Origin of the sequence: Jannaschia pagri (assembly GCF_019655435.1) — a bacterium.
Lineage (GTDB): Bacteria > Pseudomonadota > Alphaproteobacteria > Rhodobacterales > Rhodobacteraceae > Jannaschia > Jannaschia pagri.
Genome location: NZ_BPFH01000001.1, coordinates 406,342 through 432,960, shown reverse-complemented (window position 1 = coordinate 432,960; position 26,619 = coordinate 406,342). Strand labels below are relative to the sequence as shown.

At 63.1% G+C, this 26,619-nt stretch carries 27 protein-coding genes; 17 read left to right on the top strand and 10 right to left on the bottom strand.

Annotated elements, in window-relative coordinates; all coding sequences use genetic code 11:
• Positions 1 to 10 precede the first annotated feature (10 nt).
• The 3 genes from K5R33_RS02205 (at position 11) to K5R33_RS02195 (ending at position 1,227) form a co-directional block, all read left to right on the top strand.
• Positions 11 to 226 (top strand): putative signal transducing protein, encoded by a 216-nt coding sequence (locus K5R33_RS02205; protein ID WP_220747331.1) that lies wholly within the window; start codon positions 11 to 13, stop codon positions 224 to 226.
• Positions 223 to 948 (top strand): tRNA1(Val) (adenine(37)-N6)-methyltransferase, encoded by a 726-nt coding sequence (locus tag K5R33_RS02200; protein ID WP_220747330.1) that lies wholly within the window; start codon positions 223 to 225, stop codon positions 946 to 948. The genes K5R33_RS02205 and K5R33_RS02200 overlap by 4 nt, the downstream gene beginning before the upstream one ends.
• Before the next feature lie 102 nt (positions 949 to 1,050).
• A complete protein-coding gene (locus K5R33_RS02195) occupies positions 1,051 to 1,227 on the top strand; it encodes a YdcH family protein (RefSeq protein WP_220747329.1) in 177 nt (58 codons plus the stop codon).
• Between the two features lie 63 nt (positions 1,228 to 1,290).
• Here K5R33_RS02195 and K5R33_RS02190 read toward each other — a convergent pair whose 3' ends face one another.
• Positions 1,291 to 2,229, bottom strand: coding sequence for a LysR substrate-binding domain-containing protein (locus K5R33_RS02190; RefSeq protein WP_220747328.1), 939 nt, complete (start codon positions 2,227 to 2,229; stop codon positions 1,291 to 1,293).
• A gap of 112 nt (positions 2,230 to 2,341) precedes the next feature.
• On the opposite strand from K5R33_RS02190, the gene K5R33_RS02185 reads away from it, so the two are divergent.
• A complete protein-coding gene (locus tag K5R33_RS02185) occupies positions 2,342 to 2,479 on the top strand; it encodes a hypothetical protein (protein WP_220747327.1) in 138 nt (45 codons plus the stop codon).
• A 119-nt stretch (positions 2,480 to 2,598) separates the two neighbouring features.
• On the opposite strand, the gene phbB is transcribed toward K5R33_RS02185, so the two are convergent.
• The 3 genes from phbB to K5R33_RS02170 form a co-directional block, all read right to left on the bottom strand.
• Positions 2,599 to 3,321: an acetoacetyl-CoA reductase gene (gene phbB, locus K5R33_RS02180; RefSeq protein WP_220747326.1), complete on the bottom strand. Its 723-nt coding sequence runs from the start codon at positions 3,319 to 3,321 to the stop codon at positions 2,599 to 2,601.
• Between the two features lie 508 nt (positions 3,322 to 3,829).
• Complete coding sequence (locus K5R33_RS02175; protein ID WP_220747325.1) at positions 3,830 to 5,005, bottom strand: acetyl-CoA C-acetyltransferase; 1,176 nt, start codon at positions 5,003 to 5,005, stop codon at positions 3,830 to 3,832.
• Positions 5,006 to 5,248: 243 nt separating this feature from the next.
• On the bottom strand, positions 5,249 to 6,091 hold the full coding sequence (locus K5R33_RS02170) for an EAL domain-containing protein (protein WP_255576084.1): 843 nt from the start codon (positions 6,089 to 6,091) through the stop codon (positions 5,249 to 5,251).
• Between the two features lie 126 nt (positions 6,092 to 6,217).
• Between K5R33_RS02170 and K5R33_RS02165 the strand changes: the two genes are divergently transcribed.
• Positions 6,218 to 6,787 carry a DNA-3-methyladenine glycosylase I gene (locus K5R33_RS02165; RefSeq protein ID WP_220747323.1) on the top strand — a complete coding sequence of 190 codons (570 nt, stop codon included), beginning with the start codon at positions 6,218 to 6,220 and terminating at the stop codon, positions 6,785 to 6,787.
• A gap of 95 nt (positions 6,788 to 6,882) precedes the next feature.
• Here the strand turns inward: K5R33_RS02165 and K5R33_RS02160 are convergent, their stop codons facing one another.
• Positions 6,883 to 7,335: an Lrp/AsnC family transcriptional regulator gene (locus tag K5R33_RS02160; RefSeq protein WP_220747849.1), complete on the bottom strand. Its 453-nt coding sequence runs from the start codon at positions 7,333 to 7,335 to the stop codon at positions 6,883 to 6,885.
• Between the two features lie 73 nt (positions 7,336 to 7,408).
• On the opposite strand from K5R33_RS02160, the gene K5R33_RS02155 reads away from it, so the two are divergent.
• Positions 7,409 to 8,008, top strand: a complete 600-nt coding sequence (locus K5R33_RS02155; protein ID WP_220747322.1) for a LysE family translocator — start codon at positions 7,409 to 7,411, stop codon at positions 8,006 to 8,008.
• A gap of 59 nt (positions 8,009 to 8,067) precedes the next feature.
• On the opposite strand, the gene K5R33_RS02150 is transcribed toward K5R33_RS02155, so the two are convergent.
• On the bottom strand, positions 8,068 to 8,400 hold the full coding sequence (locus tag K5R33_RS02150; RefSeq protein ID WP_220747321.1) for a DUF6476 family protein: 333 nt from the start codon (positions 8,398 to 8,400) through the stop codon (positions 8,068 to 8,070).
• Between K5R33_RS02150 and K5R33_RS02145 the strand changes: the two genes are divergently transcribed.
• Entirely contained in the window at positions 8,369 to 9,379 is a 1,011-nt protein-coding gene (locus tag K5R33_RS02145; RefSeq protein ID WP_220747320.1) for an RluA family pseudouridine synthase, read from the top strand. The genes K5R33_RS02150 and K5R33_RS02145 overlap by 32 nt on opposite strands.
• Before the next feature lie 64 nt (positions 9,380 to 9,443).
• Here the strand turns inward: K5R33_RS02145 and K5R33_RS02140 are convergent, their stop codons facing one another.
• Complete coding sequence (locus tag K5R33_RS02140; RefSeq protein WP_220747319.1) at positions 9,444 to 10,052, bottom strand: VPLPA-CTERM sorting domain-containing protein; 609 nt, start codon at positions 10,050 to 10,052, stop codon at positions 9,444 to 9,446.
• A gap of 466 nt (positions 10,053 to 10,518) precedes the next feature.
• Here K5R33_RS02140 and rpoH point away from each other — a divergent pair, with 466 nt between their 5' ends.
• Complete coding sequence (rpoH, locus tag K5R33_RS02135; protein ID WP_220747318.1) at positions 10,519 to 11,412, top strand: RNA polymerase sigma factor RpoH; 894 nt, start codon at positions 10,519 to 10,521, stop codon at positions 11,410 to 11,412.
• 792 nt (positions 11,413 to 12,204) lie between these two features.
• On the opposite strand, the gene K5R33_RS02130 is transcribed toward rpoH, so the two are convergent.
• The gene (locus K5R33_RS02130) at positions 12,205 to 13,869 is read right to left on the bottom strand and encodes an NAD+ synthase (RefSeq protein WP_220747317.1); all 1,665 of its coding nucleotides are present in this window, start codon (positions 13,867 to 13,869) and stop codon (positions 12,205 to 12,207) included.
• Between the two features lie 158 nt (positions 13,870 to 14,027).
• Between K5R33_RS02130 and K5R33_RS02125 the strand changes: the two genes are divergently transcribed.
• Entirely contained in the window at positions 14,028 to 15,515 is a 1,488-nt protein-coding gene (locus K5R33_RS02125; protein WP_220747316.1) for an MORN repeat-containing protein, read from the top strand.
• A 309-nt stretch (positions 15,516 to 15,824) separates the two neighbouring features.
• On the opposite strand, the gene K5R33_RS02120 is transcribed toward K5R33_RS02125, so the two are convergent.
• Both K5R33_RS02120 and K5R33_RS02115 read right to left on the bottom strand, forming a co-directional pair.
• Positions 15,825 to 16,499, bottom strand: coding sequence for a type 1 glutamine amidotransferase domain-containing protein (locus K5R33_RS02120; protein WP_220747315.1), 675 nt, complete (start codon positions 16,497 to 16,499; stop codon positions 15,825 to 15,827).
• Between the two features lie 329 nt (positions 16,500 to 16,828).
• Positions 16,829 to 18,052, bottom strand: coding sequence for a zinc ABC transporter substrate-binding protein (locus tag K5R33_RS02115; protein ID WP_220747314.1), 1,224 nt, complete (start codon positions 18,050 to 18,052; stop codon positions 16,829 to 16,831).
• 53 nt (positions 18,053 to 18,105) lie between these two features.
• Here K5R33_RS02115 and K5R33_RS02110 point away from each other — a divergent pair, with 53 nt between their 5' ends.
• The 8 genes from K5R33_RS02110 to K5R33_RS02075 all read left to right on the top strand — a co-directional run bounded on the left by K5R33_RS02110 (position 18,106) and on the right by K5R33_RS02075 (position 26,615).
• Positions 18,106 to 18,630 carry a Fur family transcriptional regulator gene (locus K5R33_RS02110; RefSeq protein WP_220747313.1) on the top strand — a complete coding sequence of 175 codons (525 nt, stop codon included), beginning with the start codon at positions 18,106 to 18,108 and terminating at the stop codon, positions 18,628 to 18,630.
• Positions 18,627 to 19,391, top strand: coding sequence for an ATP-binding cassette domain-containing protein (locus K5R33_RS02105; RefSeq protein WP_220747312.1), 765 nt, complete (start codon positions 18,627 to 18,629; stop codon positions 19,389 to 19,391). Before K5R33_RS02110 ends, K5R33_RS02105 begins: the two co-directional genes overlap by 4 nt.
• Positions 19,391 to 20,197: a metal ABC transporter permease gene (locus tag K5R33_RS02100; protein ID WP_220747311.1), complete on the top strand. Its 807-nt coding sequence runs from the start codon at positions 19,391 to 19,393 to the stop codon at positions 20,195 to 20,197. Before K5R33_RS02105 ends, K5R33_RS02100 begins: the two co-directional genes overlap by 1 nt.
• 200 nt (positions 20,198 to 20,397) lie before the next feature.
• Positions 20,398 to 20,982 (top strand): ANTAR domain-containing response regulator, encoded by a 585-nt coding sequence (locus tag K5R33_RS02095; protein WP_220747310.1) that lies wholly within the window; start codon positions 20,398 to 20,400, stop codon positions 20,980 to 20,982.
• Positions 20,979 to 22,133 (top strand): CmpA/NrtA family ABC transporter substrate-binding protein, encoded by a 1,155-nt coding sequence (locus K5R33_RS02090; RefSeq protein ID WP_220747309.1) that lies wholly within the window; start codon positions 20,979 to 20,981, stop codon positions 22,131 to 22,133. Before K5R33_RS02095 ends, K5R33_RS02090 begins: the two co-directional genes overlap by 4 nt.
• A gap of 254 nt (positions 22,134 to 22,387) precedes the next feature.
• Positions 22,388 to 23,755 (top strand): CmpA/NrtA family ABC transporter substrate-binding protein, encoded by a 1,368-nt coding sequence (locus K5R33_RS02085; RefSeq protein WP_220747308.1) that lies wholly within the window; start codon positions 22,388 to 22,390, stop codon positions 23,753 to 23,755.
• Between the two features lie 83 nt (positions 23,756 to 23,838).
• Positions 23,839 to 24,912, top strand: a complete 1,074-nt coding sequence (locus K5R33_RS02080; RefSeq protein ID WP_220747307.1) for an ABC transporter permease — start codon at positions 23,839 to 23,841, stop codon at positions 24,910 to 24,912.
• Between the two features lie 5 nt (positions 24,913 to 24,917).
• Positions 24,918 to 26,615 (top strand): ABC transporter ATP-binding protein, encoded by a 1,698-nt coding sequence (locus K5R33_RS02075; protein ID WP_220747306.1) that lies wholly within the window; start codon positions 24,918 to 24,920, stop codon positions 26,613 to 26,615.
• Positions 26,616 to 26,619: the final 4 nt, after the last annotated feature.

Here is a 26,619-nt window from a genome sequence, read left to right as displayed (position 1 = left end):
CTGTTGCACCATGAAGGAACTGCTGCGCACCAACGATCCGACGATCATTGCCTTTGCCTCCGCCCTCCTGAACGGCGAGGGTATAGACTGCTTCGTTCTGGACGCCAATATCTCGGCCCTCGAAGGGTCCATCGGTGTGCTGCCGCGCCGCATGATGGTGGCGGACCGGGATTTGTTCCTGGCCCGGGCCACAATGCGCGACAACGGGGTCGCGGTGTCGGAATGACGACAACGCGGGACGCCTTTCTGGGCGGGCGTCTGCATCTGTATCAACCGCGCGACGGGTTCCGATCAGGCTCCGACGCGGTGCTGTTGGCGGCCGCTGTTCCGGCTCAGTCCGGGCAACGCATCCTAGACCTGGGCTGTGGGGCAGGGGTGGCCATGTACTGCCTCGCGGCGCGGGTCCCCGACCTTGCCTTGACCGGAGTGGAGCGCGAGGCGGATTTGATCCCGCTCGCGCAACGAAATGGGCCGGCCGAGGTTGTACAGGCCGATGTCTTTGCCCTGCCGGATGAGGTCCGCGCGCGGCAATGGGATCATGTTCTGACAAACCCCCCGTATTTCGTGGCGGGGGCCGGATCCGCCGCGACAAACCAAGGGCGCGAAGCTGGCCTGCGCGAAGGCGCGCTCGGTGATTTGGCGCGTTGGGTGCGACTCGCATGTAAACGGGTGGCGCCGAAGGGGACGATGACGGTCATCGCTCGGGCGGACCGGCTGGGCGATATCTTGCCAGAGGTGGCGGCCGCTCTGGGCCGAGTCCGCGTTCTGCCCATTGCCGCACAGCCGGACACGACTGCAAAACGCGTTATTGTTCAGGGTACTAAGAACGCGCGCGCGCCCCTTGCCCTGTTGCCCCCGCTGATCTTGCATCGCGGGGATGGAGGGCCTGGGTATGGGGCACAGGCTGATCAAATTCTCCGCGAAGGCGCTACATTGTCGCTGGCATAGCTAAAGTCCGCTGCAACATTCTGCACTGCGGAGGGGAATTTGCGTGACAGGCTTATGACACCCGTGCTGTTTTGGAGAGGTTCAACAACATAGGAGACTGCCATGTCGCTCAACTCGCACCTACAAGAACTGCGAAAGAAGCACGAGACACTCTCCCGACAGGTGGAAGAAGAACAGCGAAATCCAGCGGCGGACAGTATTGCCCTGAGCGAGATGAAAAAGCGGAAGCTGGCGATTAAACAGCAAATCGAACGTTTGGGTGCCGCAACAGCCCACTGACACCTGCCGGTTCCTTAGAACGGCAAGGCCCGCGCTTTGCGGGCCTTTTTATTGGCCGGGGACCTAGGCGTCCACCATGTCACGCCCGGCACGATGGTCATCCATGCGCTTTACCTCCCCACCCAACCAATCGAGAAAGGCGCGCGTGTTGGGACGGGTTTCCGCGCCCTTGGGGCACAAGACCCGAAACCGGGCTCGTGGAACCAGCGCCAGCGCAAAGGGCGCCACGAGCTGTCCCTTCCGCAGTGATGCCTCCGCCAAGGAGACCCGCCCCAGGACGACGCCCGCCCGGGACTGTGCGGCGTCGATTGCGTGATCCGCTTGGCTGAAGTGAGGGCCATGGAGGTCGTCGGCCACGAGCCCAGCCGCGGCAAACCACTCCCGCCAGCCGACCGAGTTCTGAAGAAACGCGATTGAATCGTCGAAGATGATCGGGGCCGTCAGCAAGCTTTCGGGCGTTGGGTATTGAGACGCCAAGTCCGGGTGCATCATTGGCGTCACCCATTCTTCGATTTCCATCGCCTTATGCAGTCGCTCTTCCCCGCTGCTGTCTGTCGGGCCGAAGCGGATCGCGATATCGATGTCATCGGTCGCAAAGTCCAACATGCGCAGTGTCGCGGCGAAGCGAAGCTCAATCTGGGGATGTTGTTGGGCAAAGGCGAACAAGCGCGGCGCCAACCACTTTGAGGTAAAGGCCGGACCCGCCGTCACCGTCAAAAGACCGCTGTCCAGCACCCGTTTTGCGGCGCGCCAGCCCGATGCAAGGGCTTGGAAGCCCTCTGACGCTGGCCCGGACAGGGCGAGTCCCGCTTCGGTCAGATCAACTTTGCGATTTGAGCGATGGAAGAGCGGGGCGCCCAGATGCTCCTCCAGCGACTTGATCTGAAAGCTGAGCGCGGCTGGCGTCACCGAGAGTTCTGCGGCGGCGTCTTGAAAGGACAGATGCCGTGCGGCGGCTTCAAAGGCCCGAAGGGCGGTCAGGGGCGGTAGGCGTTCAGGCATGTCACTTAAGTATATCTGAATTGAGACTTTGGAAAGTCTCGTTTGTGCGTTTGAATAGTAGGGATCATATTGGGGTCAGATAACAAACGCTTCACATAAAGGAATAGCCGATATGTTCGAGACGCATACCACACGCACCTACGACGAAGCCTTCGCCCTCGCCCGTCGGGAACGCGCCGCCGCTTTCCGCGCGCTGCTGACGTTCCGCCTGCCGCGCTGGTCCCAGGTTGGATCGACCCGCACGGCATAAGCGTTTCCGGCCCTGCCGAAGCGTGCCAACGCCTGCGGCTTGACCGAAGAGGCCCGGTCCCCATCTGGGGCCGGGCCTCCTTCATGGGTGGCGGGGTGACCGCACACCATTTGGGTCGCTTACGACAGGTACTGGCCGCCGTTGGCGGAAATGGTCGACCCGGTGATGAAGCCCGCATCGTCGGATGCCAGGAAGGCAACGCAGCGCGCGATTTCCTCGGCTTCGCCCAAACGGCCGACCGGAATGCCCCCCACGATGGCATCCATGACCTTTTCGGGGATCGTGCTCATCATGTCGGTGTTGATGTACCCGGGAGCAACCACGTTGGCGGTGATGTTGGCGCGGGCGCCTTCCTGGGCCAGGGATTTGGTGAAGCCGATGTCACCGGCCTTCGTCGCGGCGTAGTTTGCCTGGGCGAACTGACCCTTTTGGCCGTTGATCGAGCTGATCGTCACGATCCGCCCGAACTTCCGCTCGCGCATGCCGCCCCAGACGTTGTGGGTCATGTTGAAGACGCCGGTCAGGTTGGTGTCGATGCACTCATGCCACTGCTGCGGGGTCATCTTGTGAAACGGCGCGTCCCGGGTGATGCCAGCGTTGTTCACCAAGATATCGACGGGGCCGAGGTCTGCCTCGATCTGAGCGATCCCTGCCTGACAGGCGTCGTAGTCGGCCACGTTCCACTTGTAGGTCTTGATGCCAGTTTCGGCGGTAAAGGCGGCGGCCTTCTCGTCGTTCCCGGCATAGGTTGCTGCAACGGTGCGGCCATCGGCCTGGAGTGCCTTGGAAATGGCGGCGCCGATGCCACGGCTACCACCGGTAACGAGTGCGATACGAGACATGATGTTTCCTCCTATGTCTGGCTAAGGATATTTTGTTTCGCGGACATCTGGCGCCTGCATGGCCCATGTCCTGCCCTCTCCGCAAGGGCGGCGGGTCGCTGCCGCGATGTTTTTGCGCTATCAGGCAGGGTTTTGGGGGGCATTTGTCGCCCATGGGCAATGTGCGCCAGATACCACGAGAGATTGTGTTTTTAGATAGAGGGCCGGAATGTGTGCTGCGCGGCGCAAGTTGGTGGTCGCGGTCGCTGTCGATGCGCAGACCACAGAGCGGACGGGTGTTGTTCTTCCGTCTCCTAGCGCTGCGCGACATGTCGTGTCCGGTACCGGCAGAATTGACGCTGCCTCGCGCGGTAGGCAACAGGACGTGACCGTGCATGTGGACGAGCAAGTCACGAGCCGAAGCGCGTGTCCGTCGGGTCATCGCTCTTCGGCTCGGTTGAGCCTCATCGCTATGCGCCACCGTGGCCATGGCGAGTGGGGCGCCAGCTATCCGGCACCCCGTCCTGGCTCAGGGGCGCTCAACGCAGAGGGCGACGCCCATACCGCCACCGATGCACAGCGTGGCGAGGCCCTTCTTGGCATCGCGGCGCTTCATCTCAAACAGCAGGGTGTTGAGCACGCGGCAGCCCGAGGCCCCGATGGGGTGGCCGATGGCGATGGCGCCGCCGTTCACGTTCACGATCGACGGATCCCAGCCCATGTCCTTGTTCACGGCGCAGGCCTGGGCGGCGAAGGCTTCGTTGGCTTCGACCAAGTCCAGGTCGTCCACGGACCAGCCCGCCTTTTCCAGCGCTTTGCGCGAGGCGTAGATCGGGCCCACGCCCATGATCGTCGGGTCCAGACCGGCCGTCGCGTAGGAGGCGATGCGGGCCAGCGGCTCGATCCCACGCTTTTCGGCGTCGTCGGCCGACATCAGCAGGGTCGCAGCGGCACCGTCGTTCAGGCCAGATGCGTTGGCCGCGGTGACCGAGCCGTCCTTGGTGAAGGCAGGGCGCAGCTTCTGCATGGCTTCCATGGTGGCGCCGTGGCGGATGTACTCATCCTTGTCGACCACGATGTCACCCTTGCGGGTCTTGATGGTGTAGCTGACGATCTCGTCGTCGAACTTACCGGCCTTCTGCGCGGCTTCGGCCTTGTTCTGCGACCCAACGGCGAATTCGTCTTGTTGGTCGCGGCTGATCTGCCACTTCTCGGCGACGTTCTCGGCGGTCTGTCCCATGTGGTAGTTGTTGAAGGCGTCCCAGAGGCCGTCTTTGATCATCGTGTCGATGAGCTTCATGTCACCCATCTTTTGCCCGGCGCGGACGGCCTGGGCGTGGGGGCTGAGCGACATGCTTTCCTGGCCACCGGCCACGACGACCGAGGCATCGCCCAGCATGATGTGTTGGGCGCCCAGGGCCACGGCGCGCAGGCCCGACCCGCAGACTTGGTTGATGCCCCATGCGGCGGATTCCTGCGGCAGGCCCGCGTTGATATGCGCCTGGCGCGCGGGGTTCTGGCCCTGTGCGGCCGTCAACACCTGACCGAGGATCGTCTCGGACACTTCTGATTTGTCGACCCCGGCGCGGGCGACGACCTCTTCGATGACGGCGCGGCCAAGTTCATGGGCTGGCGTGCTCGCAAAGGAGCCAAGGAAGCTGCCGACGGCGGTGCGGGCGGCGGAGGCGATCACGACGTTAGTCATTCAGGGTCGTCCTTTCTGCATGCGCGGGGGGCGGGGCGTCGGCCTCGCTGGCAGAGGACCCCCGGCACGGGAATACGGGCCGAGCCTTAGCAAGTCGGACTCTGTCGCGCAAATGATCTGGACAGGTATGCGGTGTTGCAGAGTTTACGGTGTCTCCCTGGCGCGGTGGGCCGTTGCGCCCCCTGCTGCGCCCTTGTTGGCCGTCAGCAGCGCTTTGGACACCTCCAACATGGGGTGTTTGCGCTATCCTGACCGTTTTTGTGCGGCGACCGGGGTGCCACGCCCCTCCGGTGTCATCCAAGCAGGTTTGGTCTCCGGAGCACCATAGTAGTACCCTTGCAGGCACTCTACGCCCGCCTGGGCAAGGAATTGTGCCTCTGCACGTGATTCGACCGACTCTGCCACGGTGAACATGTCAAAGGTTCGCCCAACGGCAATCAGCGCCTCTAGGATGCACTGATTGTCAGGCGTCTTGTCACAGCCACGCACGAAGCTGCCGTCGATTTTGACGATGTCGAAATACATCTCTTTCAGGGAGCGGAAGCAGGTTTGCCCGGCGCCAAAGTCGTCCAGCGCAAAGGTAATCCCTTTGTCCTGAAGTTCCGCCATGAAGGTTTTCACCAACTCCGGCACCAGCATCGCCGAGGTTTCCGTAATTTCGAGGATGAGGCGCTCGCCAATGGTCGGGTCCCGCGTCAGCCAGCGTTTGAGGACCTGTATCCACTTCGGATAACCGATGGATCGGGCCGACATGTTAATGGACAGGCGTAGGCTCGTATGACGCGACAGGGCCCCCAGCCCGCAGCGCAGGGCTGCTACGTCGATTTCCCGCCCGAGCTCCTGGGTCTCGACGACGCCCATAAACTGACCCGCCGGAATAATGCGGTTGGTGTCATCCAACACCCGGATCAGTCCTTCGTAAAAGGCCGGTTGTCCGGTCGCGACCCCAACGACGGGCTGGTAGGCGAGCATCACGTTGCCCGCCGCCAACGCGTCGCGCACCATCTCAAGCGTGCCGCGATCCCGTTCCGAGACCGCGAAGGTAAGCGGATCCTCGGACCCCGGTTCATTAAAGCGGTGTCGCACCCCGACCCCTCCTGACCAGACCCTTGCGGTATGGCACGGCATTCCTTTCGGTCCGGTTAAGCGCCCCTTGCCTGTTGCGCGGCTCTCTCCCATGGCGCAGACCACCCCGAAACGAGCGAGGGCGCCATGGAACGATGCGGTTGGGTCGGCGATGACCCGCTTTACGAGGCCTACCACGATACCGAATGGGGCGTGCCGCAGCGTGACAGCCGGATGCTTTGGGAAATGCTGATGCTGGAGGGTTTCCAAGCGGGCCTCTCCTGGATCACGATCTTGCGTAAGCGAGAGGGGTTTCGCGCGGCCTTCCAGGGCTTCCTGCCAGAGATCATCGCCAAGTGGGGTGCCGACGATGTTGAGCGCTTGGTCGCAGACCCCGGAATTGTGCGCCACCGCGGCAAGATCGAAGCAACCATCGGCAATGCGCGTGCATACCTCGCCATCGAAGACTTCTCCGCCTGGTGTTGGGCCTATGTGGAGGGCGTCCCCCTGCAACCAGACCGTGCTTCCCTGGCAGAGGTCCCTGCCAAGACGCCCCTGTCTGAGCAGATCTCAAAAGACCTGAAACGGGCGGGGTTCAAATTCTGCGGGCCGACAATCGTTTATGCTTGGATGCAGGCCGTTGGCATAGTGAACGACCATGTCGTGGGATGCCATCGACACGGGCCCGTGAAAGCGCTCGGCCAACCTGACGCCTGAACGGGCGCGCCACCTGCGGCCCGGCGCGTACCCCCCATATCGATGTTCCAAAAATATGCCGACGCAACGGCAACGGTCATCACACCTGGCAAGCTCTAAGCGCGCTCATCCTTGGGCGATCCCATCACGACATAGGTCGTCAGCGATGCCACCTGTGGCAAGACGCCCAGCACATCCGTATGGAAGTGCTTATACGCGGCCAGGTCCGTCGCCTCCACGCGCAACAAGTATTCGACCGAGCCGGTGATGTTATGGCATTCACGGACCTCTGGCGCGCGGGCGACGCCACGTTCAAAGGCTTCCTGACCGGCCTTGGTGTGGTCGTTCAGGCCGACCGCGATATAGGCGGTAAATCCCACACCCAGCTTTTCCGGGCTCAAGACGGCGCGATATCCCGCTATGATCCCCGCCGCTTCCAGCGCCTGAACGCGTCTCAACGTCGCTGAGGGCGAGAGTCCAATCCGCGCGGCCAAGGCTTGGTTTGTGATCCGGCCGTCGCACGACAAAGCGCGCAAGATCTTGTCGTCATACGTATCAATAGGCGTCATTTCTTGTGAAGTATTCGCAAGCCGCGCGATCTTTGCAAGCATCTTCCGCACCCCACAGGGCATCGTGACGGCTATGACCTATGACCTGTTCCTTGGCCTCGCGGGATTCGCCTTCGTGTCGTCCATCACGCCCGGCCCGAATAACCTGATGATCATGGCCTCGGGCGCCAATTTTGGGGTGGCGCGATCTTGGCCCCATGCGCTTGGGATTTCTGGTGGATTTGGCGCGATGATCGTGCTGGTCGGCCTGGGCCTTGCCCAGGCGTTTGAGGCCGTTCCGATGCTGCGCCCGCTCCTGGCGACGATATCGGTCGTCTACCTTTTGTGGCTCGCCTGGAAGATTGCCCATGCCAGTGCGCCGGACGTTGCCGGTGCCAAGGGGCGCCCCATGACGTTTCTCCAGGCGGCGCTGTTCCAGTGGGTAAACCCAAAGGCTTGGACAATGGCCCTGACGGCGGTGACGCTCTACAGCGGCGGGGGCGCCTTGGCTGTGCTCCCCGTCGCGGTCGTCTTCACCGTGATTAACCTTCCGTCCATCTGCTGTTGGTTGGTCCTTGGGGTTCGGATGCGGCGGATCCTCACATCGCCCAGACGCCTACGGGCGTTCAATTGGGCGATGGCCGGGCTTTTGGTCGCCTCGCTCTGGCCAAGTGTCGGTCCGTTGCTCGTCTGAGCGTTACGGGCGTCCCACGTCGAGCCCCGTCGACGCCATCGGGCACCCTAGGCGCGGGGTCATTCCTCTGCCGTCTGGGGCAGGGTTACGACAATTTCCTGATGGAACGTGCCGGCTCCGTCGTACAGCAGGATCCGCCCATCTCCCGTGACGACGGCCCACCAGCCGGGGCCTTGGGTGACGGCATGGATCTCTGTGCCGTCCGGCAGCGCCAGGGCCTCGGGCACAGGGACCGAGGGCAGGCGCAGGCGTTGGACAAGCAGGCCGATCACCGTTACCAGCCCGATGATCATCACCGCCGTCAATACGGTCACCAGCCGTCGCAGAAAGCGCAGGTTGGCCGGTTCCGGGATTTCGTCCATGTCGTCAGGCAATACCGTTACCTTTGTCATCGCGGCCGATCCGCCGTCGCGCCTCGATAAGGCAATCGCGCGTGACGTGCCAGCCGAGGCCCATCTGAGCCGGTCGCGCTTGACCAAACTGCTGCAAGCGGGCGCGGTGCGGGTCAACGGGGCTCCGGCGATGGCACGGACCCGCGTGGTCGCGGGCGACACCATTGATGTCAGCCTCCCGCCTGTTGAAGATATCGAGACGCGGCCCGAGGCCATCCCGCTGGATATCCTGCACGAGGACGCGGATCTGCTCGTGGTGAACAAACCGGCTGGCATGGTCGTGCATCCGGCGCCCGGCGCGCCGGGCGGCACCTTGGTCAACGCGCTGCTGCATCACTTCGGGGGCGCCTTGTCCGGGGTCGGTGGCGCGCGTCGCCCTGGGATTGTGCACCGCATCGACAAGGATACGTCTGGCCTGCTTGTGGTGGCGAAGTCTGATGCGGCGCATCACGGCCTTGCGGCCCAGTTCGCGGACCACACGGCCTCTCGCCGCTATTTGGCGGTCTGTTACGGCGTTCCGGACCCGGCCGATCCGCGGCTGCGCGGGCTGCGTGGGTTGAGCTGGGAGGGCGGCGCCACGCTCAAGATCACCACGCGGCTAGACCGCCATCGGACCGACCGTCAGCGTCAGGCCGTGACCTGGGAGGGCGGGCGCCATGCCGTGACACGCATTCGCATGGTCGAAACCTTCGACATCGCGGCTTTGGTGAATTGCCAGCTTGAAACGGGTCGCACCCATCAGATCCGCGTTCACATGGCCCATGCGGGCCATGGGCTGATCGGGGATCCGACGTATGGCGGGCATCGGAAGGTCAAGGGATCCCGTCCGGTGGCCGCCGCGGCCATTGCGGGGTTTGCACGGCAGGCCTTGCATGCGGCGACCCTGGGGTTTGAGCACCCCGTTACCGGGCGCCGCCTTGATTTTGAGACAGAGCCGCCTGCGGATTTCCAGGCGCTGGTCGCAGCGCTCCGCGCATAGCTCGCAGGATAGCCGCCGCCCCGGTATCGACCCGGGCAGCGGTATCTACGGGAGTCATCTGGTGCTATGCGGCGGCTTCGGTCCGGCGCCGGGCACCCATGGCCCCGAGTCCCGCGAAGGCTGCCAGGAGGAGGACCCCAGCCGCAGGCAGCGGAACCGCAGCCACTTGCAGGTCCCAGTTGCCTTCCTCTCGCGGGTTGCCGCTGAATACCCCTGCGACGGGGTTGAAGTCGAACGTCCACACGCCGTTCAAGCGGCCCAGATCAAAGGATCCCGTTGGTCCGTTGGCCGTGCTGAAGGACAAAGCCGACGTTGTGCCGTTGGAGACCTCTTGAACGTTCAAGATGCCGTCGAAGTTCTGAGTGATCGCCTGCCAGTTGAAATCCACCTGATAGGACTTGGCGCCGAAGTCGACGGTCCACCCATCGGAGTAGCCCTTGTTTTTGACGTGGGCGACGTAGCCGTAGAAGGACGTCTCGCCCGCCAGCGTGAAGGAATCGGCTGAAACGGAAGTGTTGTAGTCTTTCGAGCTGTAGTCACAGGTTCCGCCAAACGGCGTTGGATTTCCGTCAAACTCGCAGACATTTCCCGACACAACGGTCGCCGCAGACGCAGCCCCCGCGAGGAGTGTGGCTGCGGTGATGATTGCCGCTGGAAAGCACAAATATGCCATGAGAAGCCCTCGTAATACCTTCTAAGTCCGCATCACGATGGCAAGATCGCTGCGGAACAATGCGTTGCCCTTAACGTCAATTTGCATCGAATTTGTTCGTCACTGAGGAAGGCGCAGGGTCTCGGATCGACCGTTTCAAGACCGGATTGCGGCATTGTTTCTGTTTGATCCACTTACGGATTTCCGATGCACGACCGTTTCCGCCAGAGGTCTGTCAGAGGGTTTGGAAGCCCGGCCTTGCACTGTGCCGGGTGCTCAGTGTTCGCCGCGAAGGGCCATGCAGATTTGTGCGAATTTGCAGGTATACCTGCGAAAATGGAACCTATCAGTCCGTGTGTGCGTAGATTATACGATCACATGGGCAGACGAACCAACAATGTGTCTGCGACAACTTGAAACAAGGACGGGCTGTCCCCACTTCGTCGAGGAGGGTGTTAAGCCCATTAACATGAGGGAGAACCTACCCATGGCCAGCTACGCCAACCTTCCGGCCCCCTCACCCGAACAGGGGCTGAACCGTTATCTGCAAGAGATTCGCAAGTTTCCCATGCTTGAGCCGGAGCAGGAATACATGCTCGCCAAGCGCTGGGTCGAAGACGAAGATACCGCTGCGGCCCATCAACTAGTAACGTCCCACCTTCGCCTCGCCGCGAAAATCGCCATGGGGTACCGGGGGTATGGCTTGCCCCAGGCCGAAGTGATTTCCGAGGCCAATGTGGGTCTGATGCAGGCCGTCAAGAAATTCGACCCCGAGAAGGGCTTCCGACTGGCGACCTACGCCATGTGGTGGATTCGCGCGGCCATTCAGGAATACGTCCTGCGGTCCTGGTCCATGGTCAAGCTGGGCACGACGAGCGCGCAGAAGAAGCTGTTCTTCAACCTCCGTAAGGCCAAGAACCGTATCGGCGCCTTGGAAGACGGTGACTTGCGCCCCGAAAACGTGACCCGCATCGCCAACGATCTGGGTGTCACAGAGGAAGAGGTGACCTCCATGAACCGGCGCATGTCGGGCGGGGATGCGTCGCTCAACGTGATGGTCGGCTCCGATGGGGATACCTCGACCCAGTGGCAGGACTGGCTCGCCGATGACGACGCCGACCAGGCTGGCGATTACGCTGAGAAGGACGAGTACGACTCCCGCGTGGCGCTGATGGGCGAAGCAATGGACGCCCTCAATGAGCGCGAGCGGGATATTTTGACCCAACGACGGCTCTCGGAAGAGACGGTCACTCTGGAAGATCTGTCCGCCAAATACGACGTCAGCCGGGAGCGCATCCGCCAGATCGAGGTGCGGGCTTTCGAGAAACTGCAAAAGCGTGTGACCGAGCTGGCGCGTGCCAAGGGCATGGTCACTGCCTAAGGCCCTTGCATCGGACCGCTAACGCGGTCCGATCCGCCGGGGGCTGCGCCCCCGGCTTTTTGTAGTGGAGTGAACACGTTTGGGACATGCTTCATTGCCGGTTGCTCTCTGGTGCCGGTCGGACCGGGGGCCAGCCCCCGGACCCCCGGAGGTATTTTGCCGAGAAGAAGCTTAGGTATTTAGTATGTGAGACTATTTTGCGCGGAGTGTCGGCACGGGTCCGGTGACGGAGGGTCTGATGTTGGGCTGGAAATCGAAGATCGGTACGAGGGGCTGACGGATGCTGGGGTGCGGGCACGCGACCGGTTAACGGGAGCTTGTGGGGCGTGGATGGGGCCGGTGCTCCGCTGAGGTCCGTCGGATGGATTAGGCTTTCCTTGAACGCAACTGGGGAGGCTTTAGAGCCCAGCGCGTCTCAAGAAGATGTAGAACCTAGGCCAACGTGGACACTGTCTTTGATTGGGTTGGGTTGCTGGGAGGCGCGCGACTGGATTGGGGTTTCGGACGGATGAGGCGGCCCAGCCCGTGCCACGTCGTTTCCGGGTGCCGCGTCGCTTCTGCGAACGGAGGACGCACGATCCCGCTGTGTCACGCCCGCGCGAATTGGTAGTGCCGGGACAGCAGGAGTCGGGAAAAGAGGCTGGACGATTAGAAGGGCCAGTCCGTCCTGGCGCAAGACATCGGCTTTGGCCAGCGTCTAGGAGGTCCTCTTCGGGGATGCCTCGGCCTTAGCAGAAGTCGCCCACGGCCACCCTGTCGCAGGCTTGAGCCCTCCGAAGGCCGCAGCGTCCCTTACCCTGGATCGCGCCAGCGGTTTACGATGGGATAGCGGCGATCAAGCCAGAACGCGCGCTGGGAGAGCCGGGCGCCTGGGGCCGATTGGAAGCGCTTGTATTCCGACAGATAGACCAGCCACTCCACGTGTTTGACGGTCGCATGGTCGTGGCCCGCGGCGCAGATCTCGGGAACGGAGTGTTCCTCGTCGATGAGCCGTTTCAGTATGTCGTCCAGCACCGGATAGGGCGGCAGGCTGTCTTCGTCTTTCTGGTCTGCGCGCAACTCGGCTGTCGGGGGCTTGTCGATGACGCGTTGGGGCATGACCTCTCCGGAGGGACCCTTGAACCAATCGACAGTGTTGGCGTTGCGCCAGCGGCAGACCTCGAAGAGATCCGTTTTGTAGAGATCCTTCACCGGGTTGTAGCCGCCTGACATGTCTCCGTAGATCGTGGCGTATCCCACCGCGACCTCAGACTTATTGCCTGTGGTCAGGAGCATCTCACCAAACTTGTTGGACAGGGCCATGAGGGTCATGCCGCGAATGCGCGATTGGATGTTTTCTTCGGTCAGATTCGCCGCGCGGCCTTCGAAGAGGGGCGCCAGCATGTCGCCCATGGCCTCTACGGCGGGGGCTATGGGAACGGTGTCGAGGCGACAGCCCAGTCGGTCGGTCACACCGCGTGCGTCCTCGAGCGAGTGGTCTGAAGTGTAGCGCGACGGCAGCATGACGCAGCGCAGGTTCTCCGGCCCCAGGGCGTCGGCGGCGATGGCCGCGACGATGGCACTGTCGACACCCCCCGACAGGCCCAGAACCGCCTGGGAGAACCCGGCCTTGGTCATGTAATCGCGCAGCGCGACGACCATGGCGCGGTAGTCGGCACCGGGCCCCTCGGGCTGGGGCGCTTTGTCGCCATCCCGCGCGCGCCAGCCGTCGGGCGTCCTGTCGAAATCCACATGCACCACGGCGTCTTCGAAAGCGGGCAAGTGGTGGGTCAGCTTGCCACCGGGATTCAGCACGAAGGAGGCGCCGTCAAAAATCTGATCATCCTGTCCACCAGTCAGGTTGAGGTAAACAACGGGCAGCCCCGTCTCGACCCCACGCGCGACCATATGGCCGTAGCGCACGTCTTGCTTGCCACGGAAATAGGGGGATCCGTTCGGAACCACCAAGATCTCGGCCCCCGTCTCGGCGAGGGTCTCGGTCACATCGTCGAACCAGGCGTCTTCGCAGATGGGGGTTCCGATGCGGATGCCGTCGACCACATAGGGCCCTGAGACGTCGCCGCTGTCGAAATATCTTTTCTCGTCAAAGACTTTGTAGTTGGGCAGGTGATGTTTCACGACCTCGGCCACCACACGGCCACCCTGGGCAACGACCCAAGCGTTCATCGGTTTGTCGGCCCCATCCGGCCAAACGGGCGTACCGATCCCCAGGGCTGGCCCATCGGCACAATCGGCAATGAGTTGGGCCAGGTGTTTGGCGGCATCGGCAACGAACGCCGGTTTCCGCACGAGGTCCTGGGGCTGATAGCCCGACAGAAACATCTCGGGCAGGGCCACCATCTGGGCGCCTGCGGCCTTGGCCTGCTCCCAGGCGGCGTGGGCCTTTGCGGCATTGCCCGCGAGGTCCCCCATGGTTGGGTTCAATTGGGCCAGCGTCAGGCGAAAGGTGTCGGGCATCGCGGCCTCCGGGAAACAGCTACGCGGCGTGACCTAGCGCGGCAGACCGATGGGGGGAAGCGCCGAAGCGTCACGTCTGCCAACTGGGATGTTGCGACCGGGCCAGGGACGGCCTAGCGTTGCGCGCAACATAGATCCGGGTGGCAGGTGGGGACCTCATGGCGCGACAGAAGGTATGGACGCTGGGCTTGGCGCTGATTGCGGCAACGGGGCTGGCGAGCGCGCAGGAGGTCGTCACCAAGCAGTACGAAGGCGGTGGCGTCTACGAAGGGACCTTCAAGGACGGGAAGCAGGACGGGACCGGCACTTACACCTTGCCATCGGGGTATGAATACAGCGGCGAATGGGTCGCGGGCGAGATCCGCGGACAGGGGCGCGCACGGTTTCCCGACGGCTCGATTTACGAAGGCAGTTTTGCGTCGGGCAAGCCGAACGGCGAGGGGATGATTACCTTCGCCGATGGCGGAACCTACACGGGCGGTTGGGTTGACGGTCGGATCGAGGGCGAGGGCGTGGCCGACTACGCCAACGGGACCCGCTACACCGGCAGCTTCGTCAATGCGTTACACGACGGTGAAGGCGTGATGGAGGCGCCCAACGGCTATCGCTACGAGGGCGGTTGGGTCGCGGGCGTCAAGGAAGGGACGGGCCGCATAACCTATCCGGACGGGTCGACCTATGAAGGCGAGATGGCTGGTAACGTGCGGGCGGGACAGGGTGTTCTGCGGACGCCCGACGGGCTGATCTATGACGGGGCATGGCTCGACGGCCAGATCAATGGCGAAGGAAAGCTGACCCAGCCCAATGGGGATATCTATGAGGGCACTCTTGTTGCCGGTCAGCGCGAAGGGCAAGGCCGTGTTACCTATGCGAACGGCGATACCTACGAAGGGGACTTTGCCGCAGACCGCAGACACGGTCAGGGCACGTTCACAGGGACGGATGGCTATGTCTATACCGGGTCCTGGGTCGAGGGCCGGATCGAGGGCACGGGCGAGGTAACCTATCCAGACGGCTCAGTCTATGTGGGCACCTTCGCGGATGACCTGGCGGATGGCGAAGGCAAGATCACCTATGTCGATGGGGCAACCTATGAAGGCGGTTGGACGGCGGGTGTCATCAACGGCATGGGGCGCGCCGAATACCCCAATGGACTGGTCTACGAGGGTGAGTTTGTGAACGCCCAGAACCATGGCACCGGCGTAATGACCTTTACCGACGGCTACCGCTACGAAGGCGATTGGGCCCAAGGCCTGCGCCACGGTCAGGGCAAAGCGACCTATGCCGATGGAACCGTCTACGAGGGACAGTTCGTGCGTGGCCAACGCGAAGGTCAGGGCAAGATCGTCATGGCGGACGGGTTTACGTACGAAGGCGGGTGGAACGACGGCGAAATCGAAGGCGAAGGCGTTGCAACCTATGCCAACGGCGACGTCTATGAGGGCGCCTTTGCCGCCGGTCGTCGTCAGGGTCCCGGCACAATGCGCTATGCCACCGGCGAGGTGGAAACGGGGCGTTGGGACGCTGGCGCTCTGGCCGAAAAGACTCCGGAAGGGGCGTCAGAGGCGGGCAACGCAGCCCAAAGTGGCGCACCCGCCGCCCAGGGAGCCTCCGCCCCCGTTCCAGCGGGCACCACGGACGGGTGACGGCGCAGTTGATGGGCTTGGGCCGGTTACCTAGCGGTCGGATCGCGTAGGGTCCTTGTTTAGATCGTCGCTTGTTCGACCGCCAAGGAGACGGTGTTGCCGCCTTGGCGTAGCTTTTCGCATGAGGGCCGGTCGCCAAGCCTTCTGTTTGCTCCAAGGGCTTGGTCACCGCTTTTTCTGTGATCCCGTGGACTTCCGTTCAGGGCATTGAACAAGGCGCCATATCACGACCGGAGCGGAACAAGGCGAGGCCTTCAGCGCGCCTCGGCCACAGCGACGGGGTGATTGGCGTACCGCCCCTAGGACCCGTCAGATCAATGCCAGCAGTTCCCGGGCCGCAGCCTCTGACGAAGCGGGGTTCTGACCCGTGACCAGCTTACCATCAACACGGACAAAGGACGCCCAATCCTCGCCCTTCCGATAGGTCGCGCCCCGGTCCTTCAACATGTCTTCAACCAAAAACGGAACTACGTTGGTCAGTTGAACGGCCTCTTCTTCGGTGTTCGTGAAGCCCGTGACCGACTTGCCTGCGACCAAGGGGCGTCCGTCCCGGCCCATTGTGTGTTTGAACACGGCTGGGGCATGGCACACGGCGCCGATGGGACGATCCGTTGCGGCGAAGGTCTCGATCAGTTTGATGCTGTCGGCATCCTCGGCCAGGTCCCACAGAGGGCCGTGCCCGCCTGGATAAAAGATCGCGTCGAACCCCTCCGCCGAGACGTCCGCCAAGGGCGTCGTATGGGCCAGCGCGGCTTGGGCGTCGGCATCCCCTTTGAAGCGTTCCGTGGCCTCCGTTTGCGCGTCATCGCCATCGCTGGACGGGTCCAGTGGCGGCTGTCCGCCCTTGGGCGAGGCGAGCGTGATGTCCACGCCAGCATCTTTGAACACGTAGTAGGGGGCCGCAAATTCTTCGAGCCAGAAGCCCGTCTTTTTACCGGTGTCGCCCAGTTGATCATGGGACGTGAGAACCATCAGGAGTTTCATGGGTGCGCCTGTCGTGTTGTTTCGTCGTCTCCGGGTCAGTGAGGTCAACCCGGATGAGTTCAACGCGGCGCCAAGCAAACCGTTCCGACCCATGGGCCACCACGCCCAAGCCGCCAGACCGGGAAAGGGCTTAGCCCGAGCGGGCGAAAGACCGGTTATCTCTTTTCCCATGGGACCTCCGACAACCCCAACACATGTGGGCATCGCGACCCTAGATTCGCGCCGCGGTCCGGTGGGCTTGACAGAGAAACGCCGCCCACACCGATTTGGTGCTGGCGGCGCGTCATCGTCCGATGCCCTGATCCAGGGCGGGCAGATGCCCTACCGTGTCATCCCTCGCCGCCCAGGCAGGCCAGCAGGGCCGCAGCATTGGCGCGCATCAGATCGGCATAGAGGTCCGGCCCGGGCGTTTGTTCCGCGCCAAGCGGGTCAATGATGCCCGTGCTCAGATCCGATCCTTCGGCAACCGTAGCCACCAACCGGGGGTTGAACTGGGGCTCGGCCAAGACGCAAGCGATGTTGTCCGCGCGGAGGCGGTCACGGATTTCCGTCAGGCGCGCAGGGCTCGGGTCACTGGCATCCCCCAGCGAGATCGCGCCCGCTGCTGCAAGACCGATGTCTGCCTCAAGGTACTGGTAGGCGTCGTGGAAGACGATGAACGGCACATCGGCCACGGGGGCGAGGTCGACCTTGATCTCCTCCACCAACTGGCTCAGCTCGGTCTGGGCGGTCGCGGCATTGGCACGATAGGTCTCGGCGTTCTCCGGATCGCGCGCGGCCAGGTCGTTCGCGATCAGCGACAGCCAGGTCGCCGCATTTGCCGGGGACAACCAGGCGTGCGGGTCTGTCCCATCGTGGTCATGGCCTTCATGGCCAGCGTGATCTTCTTCGCCCTCGTAGTGATCGTCGTGCTCGGCGTGGTCTTCGTCGCCGTGGTAGTGATCGTCATGTTCGGCGTGCTTTTCTTCGCCATGATCGTGCTCGTCATGCTCGGCGTGATCTTCTTCGCCGTGGTGGTGATCGTCGTGCTCGGCGTGGTCTTCGTCGCCGTGGTGGTGATCGTCATGTTCGGCATGGCCTTCGTCACCGTGATCGTCGTGGTCCGCGTGGTCTTCTTCACCATGGTCATGGTGGTCGTCGTCCGCGTGATCCCCGTGCCCGTGGTCGTCGTGGTCACCATGATCGTGGGCGTCGAAGGATGCGCCTTGGCGGAACGGGAGTGTCCGGGTGCCATCTGCGTCCAGCAGACCGACGATGGCGGCATCTTCGGCCAAAGACCCAAGGGCGCCCTCCAACCAGGGCGACAGCTCTTCGCCGATCCAGAACACGACCTCCGCGTCCTGAAGGCTTTGGGCCTCGGACGGGCGCAGCGAATAGGCGTGTGGCGAGGCCAGCGCAGGGATCAGCAACTCTGGGGTGCCAACGCCCTCCATCACCTGCGCCACAAGCGAATGAACCGGCGCAATGTCCACGACAACGCGAGGCACCTCCGCAAGGGCGGGCAGGGGGGTCAAAGCAGCTGCGGCAACGGTCGTGAGGAGCGTTCTGGACATTCGAGATCCTGTTATTTTATAACACGAAGGCGCCTTAAATGATATAAAGTAACATGACAAGCGATTCCAAGGACGCGATCAGGTCCGGTACGACCGAGAGCGGAGCCATCGGGTTTTCCTCCCATGACCACGCCATCTGCGTTGCGTCCGCCCTTGGGGCGGCTGATCGTCGGAGCGCCGCCGAAGGGCTGCGTCTGACGCCGGTGCGCCGTAAAACCCTGGAGGTCCTGTTGCGGGCGCACAAGGCGATGGGCGCCTATGCGATCTTGGATGAGTTGCGGGCTGCGGGCTTCGGCTCTCAACCGCCAGTTGCCTATCGGGCCCTAGAGTTTTTGGCCGCCCATGGCTTTGTCCATAAGATAGAGCGTCTGAATGCGTTTGTGGCCTGCGTTGATCCGGGGTGCCGACAGGACCCGGCGTTCATGATCTGCAAGGTCTGTGATGCGGTGGCCGAAGCCCCGTTGGAGCCCTTGCGCCAAGTTCTTGGCTCCGTTGCCAGTGCTGCCGGATTTGAGATTGAACGCACGGTGGTCGAGACCGTCGGCGTCTGCTCAAAATGTGCCGAGGCCGCGCGATGAGCTTGATTGACCTCCAGCATCTGACGCTGCGCTACGGCGGTAACACGGTCCTGCGCGACGTTAACCTAAGCGTGACCCCGGGTGAGATCGTCACCATTGTTGGGCCGAACGGCTCGGGCAAGACCAGTCTGTTGCGGGCGGCAATTGGCGCCCTGACCCCGGCGTCCGGGCGGGTCGTGCGGGCTCCGGGGCTGACCATTGGTTATGTGCCGCAAAAGCTGCACGTGGACCCGACCTTGCCGTTGACTGTGGATCGCTTCATGCGCCTGGCGCCGGGGGTGCGTCGGGGGACGGGGGCGGTGCGCGCGGCCTTGGCCTCGGCCGGGGTGGCGGCGCTGGAACGCCGTCAGATGGCGGATTTGTCGGGCGGCCAGTTTCAGAGGGTGCTGCTGGCGCGGGCCTTGATCCGAAAACCCGATCTTTTGCTGCTGGACGAGGCCACGCAGGGGTTGGATCAGGCGGGGTCCGCCGCGTTCTATCAACGGATCGAACAGGTCCGCCACGAAACCGGATGTGCCGTTTTGATGATCAGTCACGAACTGCACGTGGTCATGAGCACCTCGGATCGCGTCATCTGCTTGAACGGCCATGTATGTTGCGAGGGCACGCCCGAGGTCGTCGCCTCGGCGCCCGAATACCGCGCCTTGTTCGGAACGGGCACGGGCGGGGCGCTGGCGCTCTACCGGCATGACCATGACCACAAACACGACGATGGGTGCGGCCATGGTGCTGCGGCTCACGCGCGAGAGGCCGCTGAGTAATGTTGGACGATTTCATGGTTCGCGCGACGCTGGCCGGTGTCGGTGTGGCCTGCGCAGCGGCGCCGCTGGGGTGCTTCGTGGTTTGGCGCCGCATGGCCTATTTCGGAGATGCAACGGCCCACGCGGCCATGCTCGGCGTGGCGTTGTCCTTGGCCCTGCAAACCTCCGTGTTTGTCGGGACCGTGGCTGTTGCCCTGGCCATGGCGGTCACTGTGACGGTTCTGTCGGGCCGGGGCTATGGCATGGATACGCTGTTAGGCGTGTTGGCCCATTCCGCGCTGGCGGCGGGCCTTGTGGCCGTGTCTTTTCTATCGGGCGTCCGCCTTGATCTGATGGCCTATCTGTTTGGCGATCTGCTGGCCGTAGGCCGCCTGGATCTGGCGGTGATCTGGGGCGGGGCGGCCCTGGTTGTGGTCTTGCTGGCGTGGCGATGGTCGGCGCTGCTTCTGTCGACGTTGAACGAAGAACTGGCCCGGGCGAGCGACATCGACCCCCGGCGGGAGGAGATGTTTCTGACGGTTGCCTTGGCGATCACGGTCGCCGTGGCGATCAAAGTCGTGGGCGTTCTGTTGATTGCAGCTATGCTGATCGTCCCCGCCGCCGCGGCGCGGGGCCTGTCTCGCACACCCGAAGTGATGGCCATTCTTGCAGGAGCCATTGGCAGTTTCTCGACTGTGGCGGGGCTGCGTGCGGCTTATGTGTTCGACACGCCCGCGGGCCCGTCCATCGTTTGTGTGGCCGCCGCCTGTTTCCTTGCCGTGACCCTCGCGACGGGTGTAGGGCGCCGTGGCGCGCGGCGGGGGTGATCACTGGCCCTCTGCGCGGCGTGACGTGGCGCGTCGTTTGGGCATCTGCACGACCGTATGGGACGGTGGCATCCTCAGAGTGATGAAACCCTAGGCAGCGCGGGCGCCTGCGCCTCAATTGATGGCACGTGTCGCGGACACCTCCGTGCCCGTTGCGGTTGCCGCTGGCGAGCCCCTGAAGACGGACCCAAAGAACCCCTATGCAAACAAGCCTCCGTATTTTGGTGGTCGAGGCCGATGAGGATCGGGCCCGGCAAATCATAGACGCCCTCGTCGAAGCGGGGTGGTCCGATGTCCATGCGTTGGCACAGGTGTCGGGGCTAGATCGGGCGATCCGGACCATCTCGCCCGATATCGTTCTGATCGACATCGCAAACCCGGATCGCGATACGCTGGAGCACCTCAGCCTGGTCAGTGACCCCAAGGCGCGCCCGGTGGCCATGTTCGTGGATCAAACCGATGACGAGTTAACTCGCGCTGCCCTGAACGCTGGGGTCAGCGCCTATGTCGTCGACGGGCTGACGCCGACGCGGATTAAGTCGGTCCTCGAAACCGCCATCGCGCGGTTCCACGTCATGCGGCAAATGCAGTCGGAACTGGATGCGGCGAAGCGGGCGCTAGAGGATCGCAAGACCATCGACCGCGCGAAGGGCATCCTGATGCGACAGCGCGGCATTGGCGAGGAAGAAGCCTATGGCCTGCTGCGCCGGACCGCCATGGATCAGGGCCGCAAGGTGATCGAGGTGGCCCAGGCCCTCGTCACGGCAGCGGATCTCTTGTCATGAGCAGTCTTCCTCTCACGCTCGGATTTGTTCCGCTGATCGACTGCGCACCCTTGGTGATTGCGCGGGAACTGGGGTTTGCCGAGGATGAGGGCCTTGCCCTGACCTTGCTGCCACAGCCGTCATGGTCAGCGCTGCGGGATATGCTGGCCCTGGGCCATCTGGACGCCGCCCAGATGCTGTCGCCCATGCCTGTGGCCATGTCGCTCGGGTGGGGAGGGTTGGCGGCCCAGGTCGATGCGTTGATGGTTCTGTCGGTGAACGGGACCGTTTTTGGCCTGTCCCGTGACTTTGCGGCCCGTCTGCCAAGCCATCCAGGCTTTGGCGATCCGGTCGCTGCCGCCCGCGCCTTGGCCCAGGCCCAGGATAGCCCCATCCGTGTGGGCGTGCCGTTTCCTTATTCCATGCACCGCCTGTTGCTGGACTATTGGGTGGAGTTCTCGCCGGAGTTGGATGCCAGCCAGTTTGAGATTGTCACCGTTCCGCCGCCGCGCATGGCCGATGCCGTGGCCCAAGGCACGCTCGATGCCTTTTGGGTGGGCGAGCCGTGGGGGTCTGCTGCTGTTGCGCGGGGCGTGGCTGATCTGGTCCTGCCTGGCCGGGCGATCTGGGCCTTTGCGCCTGAAAAGGTCCTAGCCGCGCGGCATGGGTGGATTGCGGAGAACCCGGAGACCGTCAGCGCGCTGATCCGTGCGGTCCATACGGCGGCCCATTGGCTGGACACGCCGCGTAACACATCGTTGGCGGTTGAGATCCTCGCGCGCAGTGAGCATTTGGATTTGCCGCGTGAAACGATTGACCCCGCCCTCTCGGGACAACTCAGCCCAGCGTTGGGACATGCCCCGGTGCCCGTGGATCGGTTCCTGATGTTCCATCGCAATACGGCGACATTCCCGTGGCGCAGCCAAGCCGCGTGGATCGCAGCGCGCCTGGGCGCCGACGCCGCCGAGCAGGAGCGTGCGCGCGATTTCTATCGCTCGGACATATATCGCGACAGTCTCGGGCCGATCGGTGTGGATCTGCCAGGCGCCTCGGAAAAGGTCGAAGGCGCCATGCGCCATGCGACCGCCGTTGCCTCTAGCCGAGGCCATATGATTCTGGGGCCAGATGCCTTTTTCGATGGCGGGACTTTCGACAGACACCCGAAAACCTGACCAAAAAATAGGCAGCCGCGGCATTGCGGCATTTTTCGGGCCTCTGTCGGGAACACCATTTTGACCCTTCAAAGGCGGTCTGACACAACAGCGTTAAGGGCATCGCAGCCCGCACCAAGGTGTCACTGCCGACATCTACCTCTTCAGAGCAACGCCGCTCGCATCCACCGGGATCCCTCCCTCTCTCGGTGACTGCGCGCGGCGTTTTTTCGTTTCCAGGCCTCTTTGTGGGCCGCAAGTGAAGGACCTCCTCCATGAAAACTCTCGCGACACTCGCGCTGGCGACGACCTGCCTGACGGCCTTGCCCGCCGCCGCCTACCTGGAACTTGAGAAAGACGAGCTGACCTTCGGCTTCATCAAGCTGACCGACATGGCGCCGCTGGCCGTGGCTTACGAGAACGGCTACTTCGAGGACGAAGGCCTGTTCGTGACCCTGGAGGCCCAGGCCAACTGGAAGGTTCTGCTGGACGGCGTCATCGGCGGCCAATTGGACGGCGCGCACATGCTGGCCGGTCAGCCCCTCGCGGCGACCATCGGCTACGGCACTGAAGCCCACATCATCACCCCCTTCTCGATGGACCTGAACGGCAACGGCATCACCGTGTCGAACGAGATCTGGGAGCAGATGAAGCCGAATATCCCTAAGATGGATGACGGTCGTCCCCAGCACCCGATCAGCGCCTCGGCCCTGGCCCCGGTGGTTGAGGACTACAAAGATCAGGGCATCCCCTTCAACATGGGCATGGTGTTCCCCGTTTCGACCCACAACTATGAGCTGCGCTACTGGTTGGCCGCTGGTGGGTTGGAGCCTGGCTACTACTCGCCCGAGGATATCTCCGGTCAGATCGGCGCCGATGTGCTGCTGTCCGTGACGCCTCCGCCCCAGATGCCCGCCACCATGGAAGCCGGCACCATCTTTGGCTACTGTGTGGGTGAGCCCTGGAACCAGCAGGCCGTGTTCAAAGGCATCGGCGTTCCGGTCATCACCGACTACCAGCTTTGGAAGAACAACCCCGAGAAGGTCTTTGGCCTGTCCGCTGAGTTCGCGGCTGAGAACCCCAACACGACCCTCGCCGTGACGAAGGCGCTGATCCGGGCTGCGATCTGGCTGGACGAGAACGACAACGCCAACCGCCCCGAAGCGGTGGAGATCTTGTCGCGGTCCGAGTACGTCGGCGCCGACTACGATGTGATCGCGAACTCGATGACCGGCTTCTTCGAGTTCGAGAAGGGCGACAAGCGGGACATCCCCGACTTCAACGTGTTCTTCCGCTACAACGCGACCTACCCCTTCTATTCGGACGCCATTTGGTACCTGACCCAGATGCGCCGCTGGGGCCAGATCGCCGAGCCGAAGTCCGACGAGTGGTTCATCGAAACCGCCAAGGAAGTCTACAAGCCCGAGATCTATCTGGAAGCCGCTCGCTTGCTGGTGGACGAAGGCCTCGCCAATGAAGCTGACTTCCCCTGGGACAGCGATGGCTTCAAGGCGCCGACCCCTGCCGAAGATATCATCGACGGCATCGCCTATGACGGCCGCGCGCCCAACGCCTACCTCGAAAGCCTGCCGATCGGCCTGAAGGGTGAGCAGATCATCGTCGGCAACGAGATCCAAGGCTGATCCGGGTCGGGCGGGACGACGCTCGCTGCCTGTTGGCAGCCTCGCCCCGCCCACCCTCCCATCTCTCTCCGAGGACAGACGTTATGACCGCCATCGACCCCGATACCCTCAGCCGGGAAGCCCGCAAGGAGCGGCTGTTTTCCCGCATCAACAAGGCCGACAGCTGGTTTCAGGTTCTGGGCCTGGCCTGGCTGACGCCGGTTCTCAAGGCCCTCGCAGGCGATAACCCCAAGGCGCAGATGAAAGACATCTGGCAGCTGCTGGGTGTGCCACTGCTGGCCATCGCGCTGTTCCTGACCGCTTGGGCCGTGCTGGCACCCAAGGTGCAGACATCGCTGGGCGCCGTGCCCGGACCCGCTCAAGTGTGGGAGCAGGTCGGAAACCTGCATGCGGACGCCGTGCGCGAGCGCGAGAAGGAAGCCGCCTTCTTTGAGCGCCAAGAGGCGCGCAATGCTGAATTCATTGCCAACGGACAGCCTGAGCGGGTGCGCGAGCGCGCCTACACGGGCAAGCCGACCTACTACAATCAGATCTGGACGTCGATTAAGACGGTGTTCTTTGGCTTTCTGATCGCGTCGGTCGTGGCCATTCCGCTGGGCATCGCCGCGGGACTGTCAAAGACGGCCAACGCCGCGTTGAACCCGCTGATCCAGATCTTCAAGCCGGTCTCGCCCTTGGCGTGGTTGCCCATTGTGACGATGATCGTCTCGGCGGTCTATGCGTCCAACGACGGGCTCTTCTCCAAGTCGTTCCTCATCTCGGCCATCACGGTGACGCTCTGTTCGCTGTGGCCGACGCTGATCAACACCGCACTGGGTGTGAGCAGCATCGACAAGGACCTCGTGTCGGTCAGCCGCGTGCTGAAAATGGGTACCTGGACCAAGATCACCAAGCTGGTGCTGCCCTCGGCCCTGCCGCTGATCTTCACCGGTCTGCGCCTGAGCTTGGGTGTTGGCTGGATGGTGCTGATCGCCGCCGAGATGCTGGCGCAGAACCCCGGCCTGGGCAAATTCGTCTGGGATGAGTTCCAGAACGGCTCCTCGCAGTCGCTGGCCAAGATCATGGTGGCCGTCTTCACCATCGGGATCATCGGCTTCCTGCTGGACCGCGTGATGTACGCCCTCCAGTCCATGTTCACCTTCACGAACAATCGGTGAGCGCCATGGCGATGATTGAGTTCAAAAACGTCTCCAAGAGCTTCGGCGAAGGCGACAGCAAGACCGAGGTCCTCAAGGACATCAGTCTGAGCGTAGAGGAGGGCGAGTTCCTCGTCCTCCTGGGGTTCTCCGGCACGGGGAAGACCACCTTGATCAACCTGATGGCTGGGCTGGAGCATCCAACGAAGGGCGAGGTCCTGTGCAAGGGCCAGCCCATCACCGGACCGGGGCCCGAGCGGGGCGTGATCTTCCAGAGCTATTCCTTGATGCCCTGGTTGACGGTCAACGGAAACGTCTCGCTGGCCGTGGACACGATGTTCCCGGGCCTGTCCAAGGCGGAACGGGCCGAGAAGGTGGACCATTACGTCAAAATGGTTGGTCTGGGCCATGCCACCACCCGCCGTCCTGCGGAGTTGTCGGGTGGGATGCGTCAACGGGTGAACGTCGCCCGGGCGCTGGCCATGAACCCCGAGGTCCTTTTGCTGGATGAGCCGCTGTCGGCGCTTGACGCGTTGACACGTGCGAACCTGGCCGACGAGATCGAAGGGATCTGGCAGACCGACAAGAAGACCTGTGTTCTGATCACCAACGATGTGGACGAAGCCATCATCCTAGCTGACCGCATCGTGGCCCTGAACCCAGACGGCACCTTGGGTGCGGAGTTCCGTGTCAGCCTGCCGCGTCCGCGCGACCGGATGGAGATGAACCACAACGAGACCTTCAAGACCCTCCGCGCTGAGGTCACGAAGTATCTGATGGACGTGGGCATCGAGGCCAAGGTTGAAGGCACCCGCATTCTGCCCGACGTGACGCCGATCCATGGGACGGCTGATCCTGAACTGCCGTCCGCAGTGGCCGATGCGCAGAAGGGGATGATCGAAGATCGCTTCCTGGACTTCAGCCAGTTGCACAAGGTCTATCCGACGCCCAAGGGCCCGCTCACGGTGGTCGAGGACTTTGACCTCAAGATCAACCGGGGGGAGTTCATCTCGCTGATCGGGCATTCGGGCTGCGGCAAGTCCACGGTTCTGACCATGGCCGCCGGTCTCAACGACATCTCCAAGGGCGCCATCAAGCTGGATGGGCGCCACGTAGAGGGCGCCGACCCAGAGCGCGCCGTGGTGTTCCAGTCGCCGAACCTCTTCCCCTGGCTGACCGCCAAGGAGAACGTGGCCATCGGTGTGGACAAGGTCTATCCGCGCGCGTCCCAGGCCGAACGCCAGGACGTGGTGGAATACTACCTGGAACGCGTTGGTCTGGCCGACAGCATGGACAAGGGGGCCGCTGATCTGTCGAACGGCATGAAGCAACGGGTCGGAATTGCCCGCGCCTTCGCCCTGTCGCCCAAGTTGCTGCTGCTGGATGAGCCCTTCGGGATGCTGGACAGCTTGACGCGTTGGGAACTGCAGGAAGTTCTGATGGAGGTCTGGTCGCGGACCAAGGTCACCGCGATCTGCGTCACCCACGACGTGGACGAAGCGATCCTGCTCGCTGACCGGGTGGTCATGATGACCAACGGCCCGCAGGCCACCATCGGCAAGATCGTCGATGTGGACCTGCCGCGCCCGCGGACCCGTAAGGCCCTGTTGGAGCATCCCGACTACTACGCCTATCGCCAAGATGTGCTCGACTTCCTGGAGGAATATGAGCACGGCGCGAAGCCCAAGCCGAAGGCCAAGCCCTCGGCCATCGCGGCGGAGTAACGGC